Source organism: Candidatus Electrothrix sp. (assembly GCF_052785085.1).
This window is the reverse complement of sequence record NZ_JALAAI010000086.1, coordinates 1-17,304: the sequence shown is the minus strand read 5'-3', so window position 1 is coordinate 17,304 and position 17,304 is coordinate 1. Positions and strand designations below refer to the sequence as shown.

Sequence of the window (17,304 nt, the reverse complement as noted above, 5' to 3'; positions counted from 1 at the left end):
CTGACCAATAATGAGGCGGAGCAAGCACTACGTCATTGGGTTATTGCGCGCAAATTAAGCCACGGTACCCGTAATGGCCAAGGCAGTCATGTGTTCGCCATACTTGCGAGCGTGATTGATACGTGTAAGAAGCGCAACGCCTGTCCGTGGAAATATCTCGCTGAGGTTATCACGGCTCGGCGCCAGGGGCTGGATGTGCCTCCTCTGCCTCTTGCTGCGTAAAAAAAATGAGAGGGGTCTGAACGGTTACTACAAGTATAATCAATAAAACATAAACCAGAATCGCCCTCAACCTGTAAAATCTTTTACCACATGTAACAGCTCAGGCAGAGAACAAATCCCTGCTTCCTTGCCCCTCTTTTGTGCAAAGAGTTTGTCGCTCCAGGAAAATAAAGTATTATTAGAGAGCATTATGAAAACAGCTACAGAGAATTTTTTATGACTGCAGTCCCGGAAATAAATCAACAAAAAAAACGTATCAATCAACTCAAAAGGGCTTTTGCCTATAATCTGTTTTACAGACTGGGCGTCACCACAAGAACAGCGACCATAAACGATTATTACCTTGCACTTTCCTATACATTACGGGATCGAATGCAGCTTCTTTGTGTCAACTCTGTTGAATGCCTGCTTGCTAAAAAGCCTCAAATCGTCTGCTACCTTTCCGCAGAATTTCTCACTGGCCCTCACTTGCACAATAATCTCATTAACCTGGGATTGTACGAAGATTTTGCCCAGGCTGCCAAAGAAAGCGGGCTTGATTTGAAAAAAATCATTGACCACGAGGAAGAACCAGGCCTGGGAAATGGCGGACTGGGCCGTTTGGCGGCCTGTTATCTTGATTCTCTCTCTTCCCTGGAAGTTCCAGCTATCGGCTACGGAATTCGCTATGAATACGGGATGTTTGATCAGGAAATCGTTAATGGTTGGCAAAAGGAACTCAGCGATCGTTGGCTACATCCAGGCAATCCCTGGGAGATCAAAAAGCCGGTTATGGCCTGTGAGGTCGGTTTTGGAGGCCATTCAGAGGTCTACCATACAGAAAAAGGCATCCGTCGAATCCGCTGGCGACCTGCCCGGGTTATCACCGGGGTACCTTATGATGTCCCAGTTCCTGGTTATAAGGTCAATACGGTGAACTACCTCCGCCTTTGGAGTGCGGAATCACATTCTTCCTTTGATTTTGCAGACTTCAACACTGGAGATTATTATGGAGCAGTAGAGGATAAAATTAAGGCAGAGACCGTTACCAAGGTGCTTTATCCCAATGACGAACAGTTTCAGGGGAAAAAACTCCGTTTAGAGCAACAGTTCTTCCTTGTTTCCTGCTCATTACAGGATATGATCCGCCTCCATCTTTTTCGGCACGACAACCTTTTCAACTTTCATGAATATTTTCAAGGACAACTCAATGACACGCATCCGGCAGTTGCTGTCCCGGAGCTTATGCGTCTCCTGACCGATGTTCATCTCTATGGCTGGAATATCTCCTGGGAAATTACTAAAAAAACACTCAGTTACACCAACCATACCTTATTACCCGAGGCCATGGAAAAATGGTCTCTCGAACTCTTTGGCAGCCTCTTACCACGCCACCTTGAAATCATTTTCGAACTGAACCGTCGTTTTCTGGACAAGGTTCGGATCAGGTATCCTGGCGATGATGCCCGTTTGCAACGGATGTCAGTGATTGATGAGGCAGAACCACGATCTATCCGTATGGTCAATCTTGCCTGTATGGGGTCTAAGGCTATCAATGGAGTCGCAGCCCTGCATACGGATCTTCTCCGAAAACATACCCTGGTTGACTGGAACGATATGTATCCAGGTAAAATCCGTAATATTACTAACGGAGTTACCCCGCGCCGCTGGATGGCTGTCAGTAATCCCCGCCTCACCCAATTGATTACAGAGGCTATTGGTGAACAATGGATCACTGATCTTGCTGAACTGCGCAAGCTGGAAAAACTTGCCAACGATGCTGCTTTTTTGGATGCCTGGCAACAGGTGAAGGACGAAAATAAGAAAGATTTTTCGTCCTTAGTAAAATCTTACGATAAGATAAAGGTGGACTACAGGGCTCTTTTTGATGTTCAGGTCAAACGAATTCACGAATATAAACGACAGCATCTCAATATTCTGCATATCATCACCCTCTATGCCCGGATTAAAGCAAATCCGAACCTTGAAATAACCCCACGTTTGTTTGTTTTTGGTGGTAAAGCAGCCCCAGGCTATTTCATGGCCAAACGCATCATCAAACTCATCACCTCAGTTGCCAATGTCGTAAATAAGGATCCAGCAGTGCGTGACCAACTCAAGGTCTTTTTTATTCCCAATTATAACGTCAAGATTGGTCATATTGTTTACCCTATGGCCGATCTTTCCGAACAAATTTCCCTGGCCGGGATGGAGGCATCAGGGACTGGCAATATGAAATTCTCCATGAATGGTGCCCTGACTATCGGCACCCTTGATGGTGCTAATGTGGAAATCAGACAAGAGGTGGGCGAAGAAAATTTTTTCCTTTTTGGCCTCAATGTTGAAGAGGTTATGGAATTACGCAATGCAGGCTATACCCCCATGGACTATTATCATAATAATGACTCATTACGGTCTGTTATTGACCTGATCAATTCGGGAATTTTCACTTCAGGTGACCGGGAACTGTTCAAACCAATTATAGACTCCCTTCTTGATAAAGATCCTTACATGCTTTTTGCCGATTATCAGGACTATATTGATTGCCAGGATCAAGTCAGCCGCTTGTACGCAGATAAAAATCACTGGGCCAAGATGTCAATTTTAAACACAGCCCGGATGGGAAAATTCTCTTCTGATCGCTCAGTCAAAGAATATTGCCAAAAAGTGTGGAATGTTCAACCCTGTCCTGTAAAACTGAAATGGAAAGAACTCCCTGAAGATGGGGTACTTTTCCACCCAAGCGAGGACAGGGAATAAGAAAGGAACAAGCCTCCCATGCAACCCTGCGTTGCCCCATGCGATCTTAGTGATCCCGGCTCAGGATATACCTGGCAAGTTGCTCAAGAATTGCCAGGCTCTCTGGATGTTGTTCTTTGGAAAAACAGGATAAAGCAGCAAGGCCTTCTTCTATCTCCTGAACAGCCCTTTGGCGGGAAAATGCAAAGCTCTCTGTAGCATGCATGAGCTGACGAGCCAATGCACACCCGGCATTATCTCTGGGAGTACCTTGTAATGCCCTGAGCAAATCCGCCTTATCTGCATCCCTACTCTGAGCAAGGGCATGAATCAGTGGAAGGGTCATTTTGCCCTCAATAAAGTCATTGCCCACCACCTTGCCAATCCTCCTTTCATCGCCCAGATAATCCAACAGATCGTCAACAATCTGAAAAGCAATTCCTGTTTTTTCCCCGTAACTCGCTAAGGCCTTTTGTTCCACCGGGTCAGCTCCACCGTAGAGGGCTCCTATTTCACAGGTCGCACTCATAAGGAGTGCTGTCTTACGCTGCACAACAGCAAGATACTGTTCTTCGGTCACTGTAGGATTTGCCGTATAGCGCAGCTGAAGAAATTCACCATCAACCATTGCCTGGGTCGCTTTGCATACTATGTCCAGGCCTGCCTGACCAGTCAGGGTTCCAATGAGATGCATACAACGGGCATGTAGCCAGTCACCAGCAAGAATAGCAGCAGCCATGCCATACTTTTTGACCACAGATTCTTTGCCCCGCCGATTATTCGCATGATCAATCACATCATCATGAATCAAAGAACCTGCATGGAGGTATTCAAAAGTTCCTGCCAAAAGATACAGCTCATCACCATCCCGACCACAAAGTCGGGAACTCAGAATTGCCAAAACAGGACGTAATCGTTTCCCTCCTTGCAAGAGGGCATATTGGAGGACTTCCTGAAGAAAAGGATCATTGCCAGCCAGACCTGCATCCAGGTCACGCTGCATAGCTTCTTCTGTTCCAGCCACTTGCTGCTGTATATAGTTAAAGAGAAAGGCTTTATCAGCAATAGCTGAATCTGTTTTCTGCTTTTTCAAAATCTTCATTCTCTTTTTTCTCGTATATTCAAGAAAGGGGTAACTGTGCATCATAAAAAAAAGATTCAACATCCTGAATAGTTCTGCACATCGGAGCATCGGGTAAACTGGCTCGAAAGCGGCGCCCATAAAATTTACTGAACAAACGAATATCCAGAATCGCCATCACTCCCTGATCATTGGCATGGCGCATAAGCCGCCCTACACCCTGGCGTAGCGTGAGAACCGCCCTGGGGATCTGGAATTCCATAAACGGATTCCCACCAGCAGCTTTAATTCTTTCCATACGGGCCATAATAACCGGGTCACTGGGGACTTCAAACGGTAATTTGTCAATAATGACTAAACTCAACGATTCCCCAGGAACATCAACACCTTCCCAGAAACTGGCAACAGCAAAGAGAACAGAATTGATTTCTTCTGTAAAACGATCCAACAACAGAGAGCGTGAGCATGTGCCTTGCCGTAACAAAGAATAGGGTAGTTCATCCTGTAAGCTATGCCAGGCTAACTCCAGAGCCCGAAATGAAGTGAACAGAACCAGTGCCCGACCTTGGGAACATCGAAGAAGTTGTGCTATCTCCTGATGTAAAGCTGTTCTATATGCTGAATCTGTTGGCTCAGGAAAGTGGTTCCCTGGAACATAGAGCAGGCTTTTTCCTTGATAATCAAAGGGAGAGGGAAAAGAATGGGTTATCGTCTCTTCAGGCATCCCAAGCCGTTGACAGAAATAGCCAAAACCACCTGTCTTCTCAGAATTTGTTCGCAAAGTTGCAGAGGTAAAAAGACAATGTTCCGCACCTGCATACAGCGTTGTCTTCAGTTCATCAGCAACATCAATAGGGGTTGCAGAGAGGGTGAGATTCTTTTCTGTCCTCTCAACCCATTGAACATACTTGCTCTGCTCTTTTATGGTGTTGGAAGAAAGTACAGGAGCAGTGATCTGCTCAAGATGCTGACCAATATCCTGGCTTCGCTGGCCATAATGTGCCCAGGGCGCATCCTGACCTTTGGCCTTATCAAGCTGATCAGCAAGCGAATTCAAGGCTGACAACAGGGTATCTCTGGCTCTTTTCAACGCAGGCTCTTCTGCAAAAAGGCCTGCCAGCGGGAAACGCCCTTTCTGAACAGGAAATGCTGCTGCGAACTGCTCGTTCAGACCAGCAAGTGCTCTGGCTGATGCCAAAATAGCCGTATACTGTTGCACTGCCTCAGCTCCTTTCCCCCTTTTAAGCATACTCTGTTCAATATCAGCAATAAGATCTATAATCTGATATTTGGAAAATGAACATCCAAAAAAATTACCTGCCACGTTTTCCAAATGATGTGCTTCATCAATAATAACTGATTGATAGCGTGGAAGCACCTCACCAAAGCCGTTTTTACGAACAGCCAGGTCAGAAAAAAGCAAATGATGATTAACAATCAGGAGCTGGCAGGACGCTGCTGATCGACGCAGGCGATTCAAGTAACAATCATGAGCATACGGACAATCAGCCCCAAGACAAAAATAGGGTTGGCAGCAGATCTTTTGCCAGAGCAGAGAATTCCCTGACAACGCAGGAAGTTCTGCCCGATCAGCAACGCATGTTTCTTGCAACCATTTGTTCAAACATTGGTGCAGATCTTGTGCTTCGTCTTTTTTGCCTGCTGGTAATCCCTGAAAAAGTGTCTGCTGTCCCTGTGCATTCAGTTGATGCCAACGATACAGGCAAAGATAGTTCTGCCTTCCTTTGACACTCATTGCACTCAGGCCTGGAGTAATATATTTTTGAAGAAAGGGAATTTCACGCTTTAAGATTTGGTCTTGCAGATTACGGGTGTTTGTGGACACCACAACCCTCTTCCCACTCAGAGCTGCTGGAACCAGGTAGGCAAGCGTCTTACCTAATCCTGTCCCGGCCTCCACTATCAGGCAATGCGCTTGAGAAGGTTCCTGATCCGGGTGACTTTGCACTTTTTCCTGACTCAGTAATTCAGCAACTGCATTTGCCATTGCTCCCTGCCCGGCGCGAGGCTCATAATGTGGGAGATGTTCAGCAAGCACACCGGAATCTGAGAAAATATTATTCATTTATTCAAAACAGTAACACTTAACAACCACCAGCTAATGCCGATAGTTTTAATCTTTAATATGAGACTAATAAACATATTCATTACGAAACTTCGTGTCCTTCCGAGGTGATACCGAGAGCGTTCGATAGCCACCCAAGGTAACTATCTATTAATAAAGATTTTATCTTATTGATAATATTAATATTATTTACATCCGAAAAACTGAACGCTCTCGTGATACCCCATCCCTTGGGGCAGGGTATTTTGTTGACAACCTCTTTTTCCAAGCCATTTTTTACCACGGTGTACTGTCAGGAGCAATCTGAGATTACCCTTCTTGCCCTTCTCGCTTCTTTTTCAAGGCAAAGAGAAATATTTTGCGGTATAAAACAAGGAACAGCCTCATCAAATCTTTGAACCACATGAAAGCTCATACCTTGCACTTTGCACACAAGATTAACTTGATAAACCATGTCCGATACTGTACCTATACAACCACCTATTTCTTTGGATGCTCATAATTTTCTTGAGGATGGTGAAATTATCCTTGTTGTTGATGATTACCAAATGATTGTCACCCTTCTTAAGGATTTTCTCCAAAAACAAGGGATGGAAACGCTGTCAGCTGATTCTATTGAAAAAACCAGAAACATCCTCCAAGAAAAATCAATTGCACTTGTTCTTCTGGATATTAATCTCCCTGATGGAAATGGCACAGATCTGATAGCTGAAATAAAACAGGCAAATCCCACAACTGCCATAATAATGCTTTCAGCAGCGACTGACCTGCATACTGCCTTGAAATGTATTCGGTATGGTGCTGATGACTACCTGACCAAGCCTGTGCAGCTGGGCACCTTTTGGGAAACAGTGCGTAAAATTCTGGAGAAGAGACGTTTACAGATCAATAACCGACGCTATCAACAGCAGCTTGAACAGGCACATTTTCGCATCCAACTTCTCCATGAGCTGGCAATGAAGATGAACACGGCCTATCTCAGCATGACAGCACTGGAAGAAATCCTCCAGGCAATCCTTGTTGGCATCACAGCTGAAGAAGGGCTGAAATTTAATCGTGCTTTTCTGGCCCTGTTTGATGCATCAGGAAAGGTTCTTGAAGGCAGGCTTGCTGTCGGCCCTGGATGCCGTGAAGATGCCGTCCGTATCTGGCAGGAAATAAACAGTAGGGATCTTAAATTCCATGACATTATAGATTCCATCAAGGAGCATGATTTCCAGGAGGACAGTGAGGTCAACAAGATTGTTCGGGCCTTGCGTATCACATCAGAAAACAAAGAACACCTGTTGATCAGGGCTGCAATAGAACGCAAAACCATCAAGGTCTGTCAGGGACAATGCGAATATCAAGTCCCGGTTGATCTCATGGGACTCCTTCAGGAAGACAGCTTTGTGGTAGTTCCTCTGTATTCTTCAAATCGATCATTGGGTGTAATTATTGCCGATCATTTTGTCACAGGAAAAGAAATTAATCCACCGCTGATCCATGCCCTGGAGAGCTTTGCCAGCCAGGCAAGTCTGGCCATTGAGCATTGTCGGCTTTATACGGACATGGAACAAAAGATCAGGCAACTCGAATTGATCACCCACGAGCTTGAAGCCAACAAAGATCTTCTCGTGGAGTCAGAACGTTACTCAGCTCTGGGCCAGGTAGCGGCACAACTTGCCCATAATATTCGCAACCCTATCACTTCAATTGGCGGTACAGCACGATTACTCAGTCGCAGAACAAGCGATCCACAACTGCTCAAATTTTTGGATATGATGGCGATGGAGGTCAACCGCATCGAACAAACCCTGGAGGATCTGTTCAATTTTGTTGATACCTCGCCAGTAAAGAAAGAATGTGTTCTCCTTTACCCGCTCATCATGAAAACACTGATACTTTTTTATCCCTTCATGGAAAAACAAGATATCAAGCATAAAACTATCATTCCCGAACAATTAACATGCGAACTTGACCCCAAACAGATGCGTAAAGTTCTTGTTCATTTGATACGCAATGCCATTGAGGCTATGGAGAATGGTGGTGAGCTTGAGATTAAAGTGACAAGTGATGAGCAATATATTTATATTGCTGTCCGGGACAGCGGAATGGGGATCGCTGCTGCTGATCTCCAGAAGGTCTCAGATCCTTTCTACACAACCAAGGTGGCTGGAACAGGGGTAGGATTGGCTTTGGTGGAACGGATTGTCACTGATCACCAAGGCAGTCTCCATATTCGTTGCCGAGACAAGGGGGGGACAGAGGTTATTATTACCCTGCCATTATCATCACCATTTTCGCAGGACGCATAATAAAAAAAGACGAGCCCTGAAAAGGACTCGTCTTTATCTCACGTAACTACTTATACGCGGTGTCTTTTAGAATTCAACATACATACGGAGAAGATGACCTATGTATGCATCTTCCATAACTTCAGGAGCGCCATCGTTATAGGAAGGTGCCAGATAACCGAGCTTGTACTCAAGGCTCGTGCTTTCAGAAAGTGCATAGCTCAGTACACCGGAAACCTCAATTGCACTGTCGATTTTTCCTGCTTCATCATCATCATAATCATAAGAAGCATAGAGCAGATTACCCGTTGCGCTGAAACGATCACTGATGTCATGCATCAAAACCAAGGCGCCAAACATCAAATCACCATCAGGATTACCGACATCAACAACTGTGGTAGACTCATTACCACCAACCATAACAAAACCAAAGTCACGCCATGCCATGAAGCCATCCTGCGTCATACCAGCCAACACAACCGGGGTAAAGCCAGGCATACTAAAGGCGGCCTGAACATATCCACCAAGACCATCGTCTTCTGTTCCCTGAAAATCAGCCGCTTTATAAGCAAGTTCAGCTGTTAAGCCAATATTACCTACTGTACCGGTCAGGTTCACATTACCATCAAAACCAGAACGATCATTACGTGGTATAGCAGGTCTTTCAGTTGTAGCATCTGCAGCCCATTCTCTGGTATCGTTATTATAGCGCATGAAAGACTTGATTGTCCATGCGTCATTGATCTTGAGAATTGGCACGATACCATACTGCATGAAATCGTTATCATCCCAGTTATCAAGATTTGTACTATGCTCATCAACTACACCAACAAACGGAACCAGCTTCAAATTACCGCTGCTGTAGATCAACTGTACACGGGTCGGGCGAATTTCCCAGGAGTAAAATTTTGTGAAACTCAGGGGAATACGACCAGCTCTCAGGGTCATGGTGTCAGACAGGGGTACCTTAAAGTAAGCATAGTCTGTGGACACGCCCCACTGTGGGTCGCCACTTCCATCCCAGACGGCATCGTCATTATACCCGTAGTCATCAAAGTACAAACGTGCATGCACAGATGCCCCACCCTTGGCTTGAGCATCAAAATTTAAACCGACCCGGGACTCAAAGTAATCACTGTAACCGTTTGCAGCGTCATCGCTGGCATTACGCATATAATCAGTCATACCGACATAGGTAATACGAGCATCACCACTAATACTTACACCTGTTGTTTCAGCAGGATTATCACCTGGGTTTCCAGCAGATGCAGCTGTAACCATAGAGCCAGCTAACATCAACGCTGCACCGGCAACAAGTACTTTCTTCATATCCATCTCCTTTGACTTTTGTAAATAGGGTCTTGATTTCGTTGCCATGCAACGTGTTCACTATTTTTTATTTACAGCATCTCTTACACTGTCAATTCAAAATATGATACTTTGAAAAAACAGTCAAGAATATTTTATAGCTGTACAATTTTTTTTCATACTACTTCGTCGTGGCAGAAAAACTATTCAGAGGATAAAAATACAACACTAACATTTTAATATACAATGACAAACAAAGCTACAACATTAAACACCAGCTCTTCCTCTTCACTCTCTCAAAAAAGAGATTCTACGACAGAAGCCATTCTTATAACAAACTGTTACAGAGAAAAAGAAAAAAAATCAGATACAGAAAAAAATCTACACGGCTCTTCAGAAGAGCACTTCAACAAACCGCTGTCTTTTTAGGGTGAAAAGAAAAAAACCAGCTCCTCTGCCCTTTCCTTGCAGCATAAACAAATTTTTTACCCAAGCACTTGCTGAAGAGTTTCCTGCTCCATAGGCGTATCAAAAACAAAATGGAGTTTATACTCGTTGCCCTCTTCTTCAACCGGGCTAATAGACAACACTAATCCATAGACATGTAACTCCGGCGTTTTTCCTGCAACAGGGATAGAGATATGCAACTTTCGACCAAACAGCACTCTGATATGTTTTTTCTGAGAAAGGTGAAAATTCATAGCAAGGCCACCACGGGAAATATCAGAAAGTCGGCCTTTAAAACGCTGCCCCATAGAATTTCCCAAATTATTAATAATCTGAAATTCTATCTTACGAGACAACTGGTACCGCTCAAAGGCCCTGCGATTCAACCCTTTGCGTAACAATAACCCCTGGACATCATTAGAACGATTATAAAAAGCACGCAACTTAGCCTCAAGACCGGGAAAAGCCTCCTGCCAGCGGGCAAAGCTCGAACGCTTGAGAATAGAAATCTTGCTCTCTGTCTGCGCAGTCATACTGATGGTCCAGACCGAGGCATTAAAAAAGTTTTCTCCGGCAAGATCACCACCAGAAAGACTTTTCACATAAACACTGCGCCCGTTTTTTTGATAAAAACTCTTGATCATCCCATGGTTGATAAAAAATAACTCATCATTTTTATCACCTTGATTGACCAGCACCTCGTCTGGCTGTAATTCACGATTTTCCAGTTCGTGATAGATGGCACTGAATTCCTCAGCAGTCAGTTCCCGTAAAAGATTAGACCATATTTCCAGGTAACCACGAACCTGAACCCCGTTTTTTTCCTGTTCAATCAACTCTGTGGCCTGAATAATCTCTGTCAGTGCATTGGGATTAATCTCATTAAAACGTTCTCGCAGCCGCTCCGCATTATAAAAGTCTCTATGATGCACACGCTCTACAATCAGGTCAAAAAGCTGCGAAGTGGCCCGAGCCTGATCACCAGCCATAGCAATCTGGACAATATTGGTTTCCCGGGCAGCAACTGGGTTATTCTTTAACGGAACCTTCAGGGTTTCTGCTACTGCCCGATGTGCTTTATATTTTCCACCATGATTAATAGACTGTATGGCCTGTTCCGCTGCCAGCACCAATTTCTCCCTTGCCAAGCCGCCTTCTTTTCCCCCCTCAGAACTATCAGCTATGATCTTTTTCAGGGTTGGAATTGCCTTGACCGAGCCGATCTTACCCAGGGTTTTACAAATCGTGGTCCGCAATTGATACCCAGCCTTATTACGGGTATATGGTACTTCATCCAGTAAATCAGCCAAAGGAGCAACCAAACTGCTGTCTGGAATCTCACCAAGAAGGGCCACAACAGGCTCTTTTAACTGTTTCGGCACCGAGTGCAATGCTTTAAGAAAGAATGCCTTTTTATCCTTGCTCTCAATTTTACTGGCAGCCCGCAAAACTTCGCCCTTTACCCGGAGATCATCATGGCTCAACAAGGCAGTAACATCTGCAAAACAGGAAGAAGAGCCTTTCTCACCTAACATTTTGATACTGTTTCGGAGTAAATACCAGTCTGTTGTCCGATGCAATAATGCTCCCAGGCTCTTTTCTGCGACCTGACCGATATTTTCAAAAAGCTTCAGCAGCGCATCTGGTTTTCCCCGGCTTTGCTGAAGACTCTGCGGCTCAATGAGAAATTCCGCAGCAGCTTCTCCAAAAAGTACAAGCAGACGGCCCGCATCTTCCCCTTTATTCCTGTCATAAAGATACTCAATCAACAGTAACTCCATAAGGGGTTTGGTTGCCAAATCATTAACCAGCTGTTCAGCCTGTTCTCTGATATCTGCACTTGCAACGTCCAAGGCATTTGGACCACTAAAAATCAACAAAGCCTTACGGGCTGGAGCGTATCTTCCTATCTCAATCTGATAGGCTACAAAAATAGAAAGCGCTGTTATGATCTGCCAGACAAGTTCATCATCCTCAACAGCAAGAGTAAGGGCCTGGGAAACCGCTGGCAGGAGCTTCTCAATCCGTTGCCATTCACGATGGGCAATCAACAACTCCAGGCAGTCAATAAGATTCGTGACCGCCTCTGTCCGTATTTGCGCCTTATTCCCGTACAGCCAGGACACCAACTGATCCAGCAGGATATCGGCTTGTTGGTCTTTTTTTTCCACAATCAACTCTAAGAGCGTTTGCGAAAACATCCTGTCAATACGGCTCTGTTCTGTCTGCTGACTTACCGAGCTTGTTTTCTGAATATGGCTTTGTAAGGTTTTCATAGGAGTCATGTTTGCTGCACAGCAAGATTCTTAGCCGGAATAGAGCGCAACACATTCCCCGGCCCCGTTGTTTTACAACGTCCCTCCTGTCCCTGAAAAGGGCTGGACGTTATATAAAGCACCTTATATACTAATATACCATCATTCCCTATCCTGTAAAGCATCAATAACATTATGCTGGAGAAGCATATTGATACAGGAAGCAACAGGCAGACCGATCACATTGGAACACGATCCAACGATTGAACGCACCAAAAAGGCTCCCTTTCCCTGAATACCATAGGCTCCAGCCTTATCCAGAGGTTCTCCGGTTTGAATATAGGCGGAAAGAATTGTATCATCAAATTGAGCAAAGGTAACCTCAGTGTTCCTGCTCAGGTTTTCACGAACATCCTCCTGAACACAACAGAGGCTCAGGCCAGTAATAACCTCATGTTTTTTTCCTTGCAAAGAACGGAGAATCTCCAGGGCATGGGCAGCATCATCCGGCTTACCAAGAATACGCCCCTCAAGGGTGACCACAGTATCTGCGCCAATGACCCATGAAGCAGGGTGTTGACGAGCAACAGATTCGGCTTTTTCCAGGGCCATGCGACGAGCAAAGGCATCTGGCACCTCTCCATCCCATGGGCTCTCATCAATATCCGGTGCCACACTGATGAATTTGAAACCAAAATCCGTCAGAAACTGCTGTCGTCGGGGCGATCCCGAGGCAAGGATCAGGGGTTTGCAGGTCGTAAACATAGGCATCTCCAAAACCAGCAATACGTTCCACCCCTCCCCTTGGGAAGGGATAACAGGAAAGGAAAGAAAAAACAAAAACGGCCTGTGATCAATGCGATCACAGGCCGTTTCCAAAGACGCGTATTCCATGTATTCAGCCGATATCAACGACCGATACAAACTGGCGGATTACCACCAGCAAACAGTCTTATCAGCGTCAAAGATTTTTTCAACAAGCTGGTCGTAATCCGGATTTTCACCGTACAGCTTGAATTCATCAGCATCACGATCACGGTTGAGAATACCAACCAGTGTCTTTACGTCATCATTGGGTTCAGAACGGTAGACCTGTAAAATTTTCATTATATCAATATCCTCCTTATACTATTCTGCACATGCAGGGGGGGGCTCATTGGTCTGCTTGGGCAGGCCATAGGGAATAATAAAGTCAGCATCACGCATTCTTTCGCCCAATGCCTCCAGGTCAATATTAGTCATCTCCACATCTTCAGGCAGGTCAGTGGGGGCCTCGGCCCCACAGCTCAACACTTCACCTTCCATGTCAGCGATCCAGGCAATATTTTCTGCCATATACTCAGACAGTTTCGGGAACTCGCCGTTCATAATAACCGGATAGCCGTAATGGTTTTCCACAGCAAGTCCAAGAGCCGAACGAATGCCATCGTTATACGTACGATTGGCAATCAGAATGTATACTTTTAATGATTCCATATTTGCACGCTCCTTATAAAACGATGTACTTACCGCATTCATCCAGCAGAGCGCCGTGGAATGCCTGGGTTCTCATTTGTTTTTCAGTCAGCCCTGCCGGGATATCTTTTACAGAGTCATACCCTTCACAGGTATAGCTGTCAGCACAGATAGCAAGATTATCTTCTCCACACAGATCTGCAAGATCCTTGAAACGTGGATCCTTGGTCAGGTGAATGGATTTGTAGGTAAAGAAAATCATAGGCTTTTTACCAGCTTTATCAGCGGCTTCAGCTATGCCCACTACATGCGTCATGTTTTGTGGGGATGTTACAAAAATACCAAGTTTATTCGGATCAGCAGCCATTGGCCTTATCCTCCTTCTGAGACGTCATCAACGTACGGCACTTAAATCAATTTAACCAGGAATCAACCTTTTTGAACAAAAAAACTGATGTATCCTGATTCTTCTTTCTCACCCAGATATTCGTGACCAGCACGGCCACACCAACCAGGAATATCGTTCCGTGAACCAGGATCGGTTCCATCAATCTGCAGGATTTGACCAGCATCAATTTTACCGATCTCTTTTTTGGTTCGCAGCAGGGGCATGGGGCAGCTCAGTCCTTTTGCGTCAAGTACGGAGGCAACATCCAATCCTTCAGGTGCAGTTTTTACGTCACTCATTTAATTCTCCTACCTTGTTAAAATAAAAATTATTCAGTACTTGCCTGAGTAAATTCGATCCGAAATGCCATAGTTCTTCAGACGTTTCAGTTTATACGTATTGGAAAATAACTGTTTCATATAACGAATAGCACTTCTTCTGTCAAGGGATTAATGCATATGTTTTCCTATCCCATTCCTTTGTTAACCCGTTGAAAGCCTGTTTAATATTTTGAATATAAGCAGCTCTTCCCTGGGGATTTGTTGAATCAGGCTTGACAAAAACAGCAGGTACAGGTTAAGAAAGGCCTGATAACAGGTCTGTTTGCTGCATAACAATACTATATAGAATAAAGCTGTATTGCTTAGTTCTTAAATTCTTAAGTGTATTTATTTTCAAATGAAAAAAACTTGCAAAGAAAGGAGAAAAGTTCATGAATGAATCCAGCTTACTGGGAAAAACAAGGGCTTTGTACAAAGAGGTCTGCGAAACCGAGTGGAACGCCAATATCACCGGCGTGATTATCGCTCTGTTAAGTATTTTAATCATGGTCTGGTGGCGGCCCTGGGGAGCAGTAGGTGCCATCCGTAACTGGGGTGACTGGATCCTGTACGGCATCACCTTTGGCTCTATGGATGCACCAAAATCTGCCTTAATCAGCTCAGGTTCTGTGATCGGGATTGGCTTCCTTGGTGGCTCCTTTCTTTCCGCCTTTCTGGGCGGTCAGTTTGCCTTTCGTTTTCCCCCGTACCGGGAAGTGGTCAAGGCGATCCTTGCAGGTATCCTGATGGGTGTAGGCTCTGCCCTAGCAGGGGGGTGCAATGTGGGCGGTATGTATAACGCTCTGGGCAACCTGGCAGCCAATGGGTTTTCCATGTGGCTCGGTATTGTGCTTGGTGTATTGCTTGGTTTATGGTTGCTCTACAAGGAAATGGAGCACATCAGCTGGGGGTCCAACGGTGCCTGGACCAAAGAGGTTCCCCGGGTTGTACAGACCCTGCTGGGAATCGGCACTCTGGCAGCCCTGATCTGGGGAGCGTACCAGTACAGCGGATACGATGGAGATGGTAATGTGAACTATATAGCCTCACTTTCAGGAATCCTGCTGATTGCCGCCGGAATCGGTTATGCTATGCATCGTGGTCGCTGGTGTATGATTCAGGGGTTCCGTGAACCACATATGACAGGCGACAGCACCCTGGCCAAATCTGTGGCCCTGTCCATCTTTATTTTAGCTATCGGTGGTGCTATTGTTAAATTTGCCGTGCCGTACAGCAATGAAGGCATACCTGTTTTAGCACCTGCGTATTACGTGCGCGGCACCTTTGGTTGGGTTGGTGTTGCGGGCGGTTTCCTTTTTGGAGTGGGCGGGATGCTGGCCGGTGGCTGTGGTTCAGGAACCCTCTGGCGGATGGGTGAAGGACAGATTAAACTGTGGATCGTGGTTCCTTTCTTTGGTATTGCCAACTCCCTGATGAGCACCTGGTTCAAAGGAATGGAGTTTGAGGTTGGCGGAGCACAACTGCACAACCTGATGGGACAAGCAAAATTAGGTCTTATTGGTTACGATGTTGATGAAATTCAGGATGCTATTGATGCTGCTGAAACCATTTCCATCACAGGAATTGAAAAGGCTGGCTACCTGGGTAAGTACATCTATATGCCTGATGCGATGGGCTATGGCTGGACCCTGGGCCTGATCACCCTGAGTATGGCGCTGTGGTACATCATTGTGACCTGGAATGAAGAAAGCAATAAACTGATCGTTCCCATGTGATACCTTATTTTTGTATGCCAGTGTGAACTGTAGAGGCACGGCACGCCGTGCCCCTACAAAGCAGGTAGGTACAGGTGCTACAGTTAAAGGGGTGAAACTACCTTTTGTCAAATCGCTTCAGATTCCTCTTCCACCCACCTCTGAACAACAACGTCTTTCCGAGCAGCTTGATGCTCTGGTAGCCAAAACCCAACACCTCGAATCCATCTACCAGAAAAAACTCAACGCCCTGGCAGAACTCAAACAATCCATCCTGCACAAGGTCTTCACCGGTGAACTCACCCACTCCCCGGAACAAGAACTTACCAAAGCATGCTGATACCGGATTCATCAGGAACACATAATGACACTTCAAAGGTACCTGCCTGCACGAAGAAGAAGTACATGCAGGCATCCTCTTCCGGAGCATGCAGGCATCCTCTTCCGGAGCATGCAGGCATCCTCTTCCGGAGCATGCAGGCATCCTCTTCCGGAGCATGCAGGTATCCTCTTCGGGAGCATGCCTGTATCCTCTTCCAGAGCATACAGGCATGCACTGCCGACGTAACATATTGTAACAGGAGATAGCAGATGAACGAAGCAGAAACCGAACCCTCACAGAGCTAATGCCTCCCCTGGGTAGTCAAGTAAATTAAATTGCTTAACTAATGTATCACCTCATTGATACTGTTGGCGGTCAAAACCCGATCCAGCCATTCAAGCAAGGTGTCGCTGTCCGCTTTTTCTATCTGGATGCGGATACTCTCGGGCAGCTCGCCGAATTTTCGTTGTAGCAGTCTGGACAGCACCAAGGCTTCACCCTCCTTTCTGCCTTTCTGCATGCCTTTCTGCATGCCTTCCTTTCTGCCTTTCTGGATACCTTTCTGCATCCCCTCCTGCGTATACCTCTCCACAAAACCTTTCATTGTTTTCTCCTCATCCGGGTAGCGTTGCTGATATATCAGTTGTTCATTTTCATCAAGACCTGCATAAAGGTCGATAAAATCAAGATACTTTACTTGCTTATTCACGT

Annotated in this window: 14 protein-coding genes and 1 pseudogene; 5 read left to right on the top strand and 10 right to left on the bottom strand. The window is 45.5% G+C overall.

All coding sequences use genetic code 11. The features are described 5' to 3' along the window. Together L2082_RS13425 and L2082_RS13420 are read left to right on the top strand one after the other, a co-directional pair. Nucleotides 1-222, top strand: a pseudogene (locus tag L2082_RS13425) (IS66 family transposase); the annotation flags it as partial. Nucleotides 223-438: 216 nt separating this feature from the next. Further along, nucleotides 439-2,961 carry a glycogen/starch/alpha-glucan phosphorylase gene (locus L2082_RS13420; protein WP_446008726.1) on the top strand — a complete coding sequence of 841 codons (2,523 nt, stop codon included), beginning with the start codon at nucleotides 439-441 and terminating at the stop codon, nucleotides 2,959-2,961. Between the two features lie 46 nt (nucleotides 2,962-3,007). On the opposite strand, the gene L2082_RS13415 is transcribed toward L2082_RS13420, so the two are convergent. Continuing rightward, nucleotides 3,008-4,042, bottom strand: a complete 1,035-nt coding sequence (locus L2082_RS13415) for a polyprenyl synthetase family protein (protein WP_446008725.1) — start codon at nucleotides 4,040-4,042, stop codon at nucleotides 3,008-3,010. Nucleotides 4,043-4,061: 19 nt separating this feature from the next. Next, nucleotides 4,062-6,107, bottom strand: a complete 2,046-nt coding sequence (locus tag L2082_RS13410; protein WP_446008724.1) for an ATP-dependent DNA helicase — start codon at nucleotides 6,105-6,107, stop codon at nucleotides 4,062-4,064. Nucleotides 6,108-6,559: 452 nt separating this feature from the next. Between L2082_RS13410 and L2082_RS13405 the strand changes: the two genes are divergently transcribed. After that, nucleotides 6,560-8,404: a response regulator gene (locus tag L2082_RS13405; protein WP_446008723.1), complete on the top strand. Its 1,845-nt coding sequence runs from the start codon at nucleotides 6,560-6,562 to the stop codon at nucleotides 8,402-8,404. A gap of 66 nt (nucleotides 8,405-8,470) precedes the next feature. Here the strand turns inward: L2082_RS13405 and L2082_RS13400 are convergent, their stop codons facing one another. The 7 genes from L2082_RS13400 to L2082_RS13370 form a co-directional block, all read right to left on the bottom strand. Next, complete coding sequence (locus L2082_RS13400) at nucleotides 8,471-9,712, bottom strand: hypothetical protein (protein WP_446008722.1); 1,242 nt, start codon at nucleotides 9,710-9,712, stop codon at nucleotides 8,471-8,473. A gap of 464 nt (nucleotides 9,713-10,176) precedes the next feature. After that, nucleotides 10,177-12,414 (bottom strand): HEAT repeat domain-containing protein, encoded by a 2,238-nt coding sequence (locus tag L2082_RS13395; protein ID WP_446008721.1) that lies wholly within the window; start codon nucleotides 12,412-12,414, stop codon nucleotides 10,177-10,179. A 141-nt stretch (nucleotides 12,415-12,555) separates the two neighbouring features. Beyond that, nucleotides 12,556-13,158 (bottom strand): Maf family protein, encoded by a 603-nt coding sequence (locus L2082_RS13390; RefSeq protein WP_446008727.1) that lies wholly within the window; start codon nucleotides 13,156-13,158, stop codon nucleotides 12,556-12,558. Between the two features lie 168 nt (nucleotides 13,159-13,326). Next, nucleotides 13,327-13,500, bottom strand: coding sequence for a hypothetical protein (locus L2082_RS13385; protein WP_446008720.1), 174 nt, complete (start codon nucleotides 13,498-13,500; stop codon nucleotides 13,327-13,329). A gap of 21 nt (nucleotides 13,501-13,521) precedes the next feature. Continuing rightward, nucleotides 13,522-13,869, bottom strand: coding sequence for a hypothetical protein (locus L2082_RS13380; protein WP_446008719.1), 348 nt, complete (start codon nucleotides 13,867-13,869; stop codon nucleotides 13,522-13,524). Nucleotides 13,870-13,882: 13 nt separating this feature from the next. Beyond that, entirely contained in the window at nucleotides 13,883-14,215 is a 333-nt protein-coding gene (locus L2082_RS13375) for a hypothetical protein (RefSeq protein ID WP_446008718.1), read from the bottom strand. A 62-nt stretch (nucleotides 14,216-14,277) separates the two neighbouring features. Further along, nucleotides 14,278-14,535 carry a sulfurtransferase TusA family protein gene (locus tag L2082_RS13370; RefSeq protein WP_446008717.1) on the bottom strand — a complete coding sequence of 86 codons (258 nt, stop codon included), beginning with the start codon at nucleotides 14,533-14,535 and terminating at the stop codon, nucleotides 14,278-14,280. A 413-nt stretch (nucleotides 14,536-14,948) separates the two neighbouring features. Here L2082_RS13370 and L2082_RS13365 point away from each other — a divergent pair, with 413 nt between their 5' ends. Further along, nucleotides 14,949-16,292: a YeeE/YedE thiosulfate transporter family protein gene (locus tag L2082_RS13365; protein WP_446008716.1), complete on the top strand. Its 1,344-nt coding sequence runs from the start codon at nucleotides 14,949-14,951 to the stop codon at nucleotides 16,290-16,292. Nucleotides 16,293-16,314: 22 nt separating this feature from the next. Next, entirely contained in the window at nucleotides 16,315-16,611 is a 297-nt protein-coding gene (locus tag L2082_RS13360) for a restriction endonuclease subunit S (RefSeq protein WP_446008715.1), read from the top strand. Nucleotides 16,612-16,936: 325 nt separating this feature from the next. On the opposite strand, the gene L2082_RS13355 is transcribed toward L2082_RS13360, so the two are convergent. Beyond that, a partial coding sequence (locus L2082_RS13355; RefSeq protein WP_446011846.1) for a DUF4351 domain-containing protein occupies nucleotides 16,937-17,304 on the bottom strand: 368 nt, incomplete at its 5' end.

What these genes read in the sequence shown, in the direction of transcription:
- L2082_RS13420 (WP_446008726.1), top strand. Translation starts at nt 439, where the DNA reads ATGACTGCAGTCCCGGAAATAAATCAACAAAAAAAACGTATCAATCAA.
- L2082_RS13415 (WP_446008725.1), bottom strand. Translation starts at nt 4,042, where the DNA reads ATGAAGATTTTGAAAAAGCAGAAAACAGATTCAGCTATTGCTGATAAA.
- L2082_RS13410 (WP_446008724.1), bottom strand. Translation starts at nt 6,107, where the DNA reads ATGAATAATATTTTCTCAGATTCCGGTGTGCTTGCTGAACATCTCCCA.
- L2082_RS13405 (WP_446008723.1), top strand. Translation starts at nt 6,560, where the DNA reads ATGTCCGATACTGTACCTATACAACCACCTATTTCTTTGGATGCTCAT.
- L2082_RS13400 (WP_446008722.1), bottom strand. Translation starts at nt 9,712, where the DNA reads ATGAAGAAAGTACTTGTTGCCGGTGCAGCGTTGATGTTAGCTGGCTCT.
- L2082_RS13395 (WP_446008721.1), bottom strand. Translation starts at nt 12,414, where the DNA reads ATGAAAACCTTACAAAGCCATATTCAGAAAACAAGCTCGGTAAGTCAG.
- L2082_RS13390 (WP_446008727.1), bottom strand. Translation starts at nt 13,158, where the DNA reads ATGTTTACGACCTGCAAACCCCTGATCCTTGCCTCGGGATCGCCCCGA.
- L2082_RS13385 (WP_446008720.1), bottom strand. Translation starts at nt 13,500, where the DNA reads ATGAAAATTTTACAGGTCTACCGTTCTGAACCCAATGATGACGTAAAG.
- L2082_RS13380 (WP_446008719.1), bottom strand. Translation starts at nt 13,869, where the DNA reads ATGGAATCATTAAAAGTATACATTCTGATTGCCAATCGTACGTATAAC.
- L2082_RS13375 (WP_446008718.1), bottom strand. Translation starts at nt 14,215, where the DNA reads ATGGCTGCTGATCCGAATAAACTTGGTATTTTTGTAACATCCCCACAA.
- L2082_RS13370 (WP_446008717.1), bottom strand. Translation starts at nt 14,535, where the DNA reads ATGAGTGACGTAAAAACTGCACCTGAAGGATTGGATGTTGCCTCCGTA.
- L2082_RS13365 (WP_446008716.1), top strand. Translation starts at nt 14,949, where the DNA reads ATGAATGAATCCAGCTTACTGGGAAAAACAAGGGCTTTGTACAAAGAG.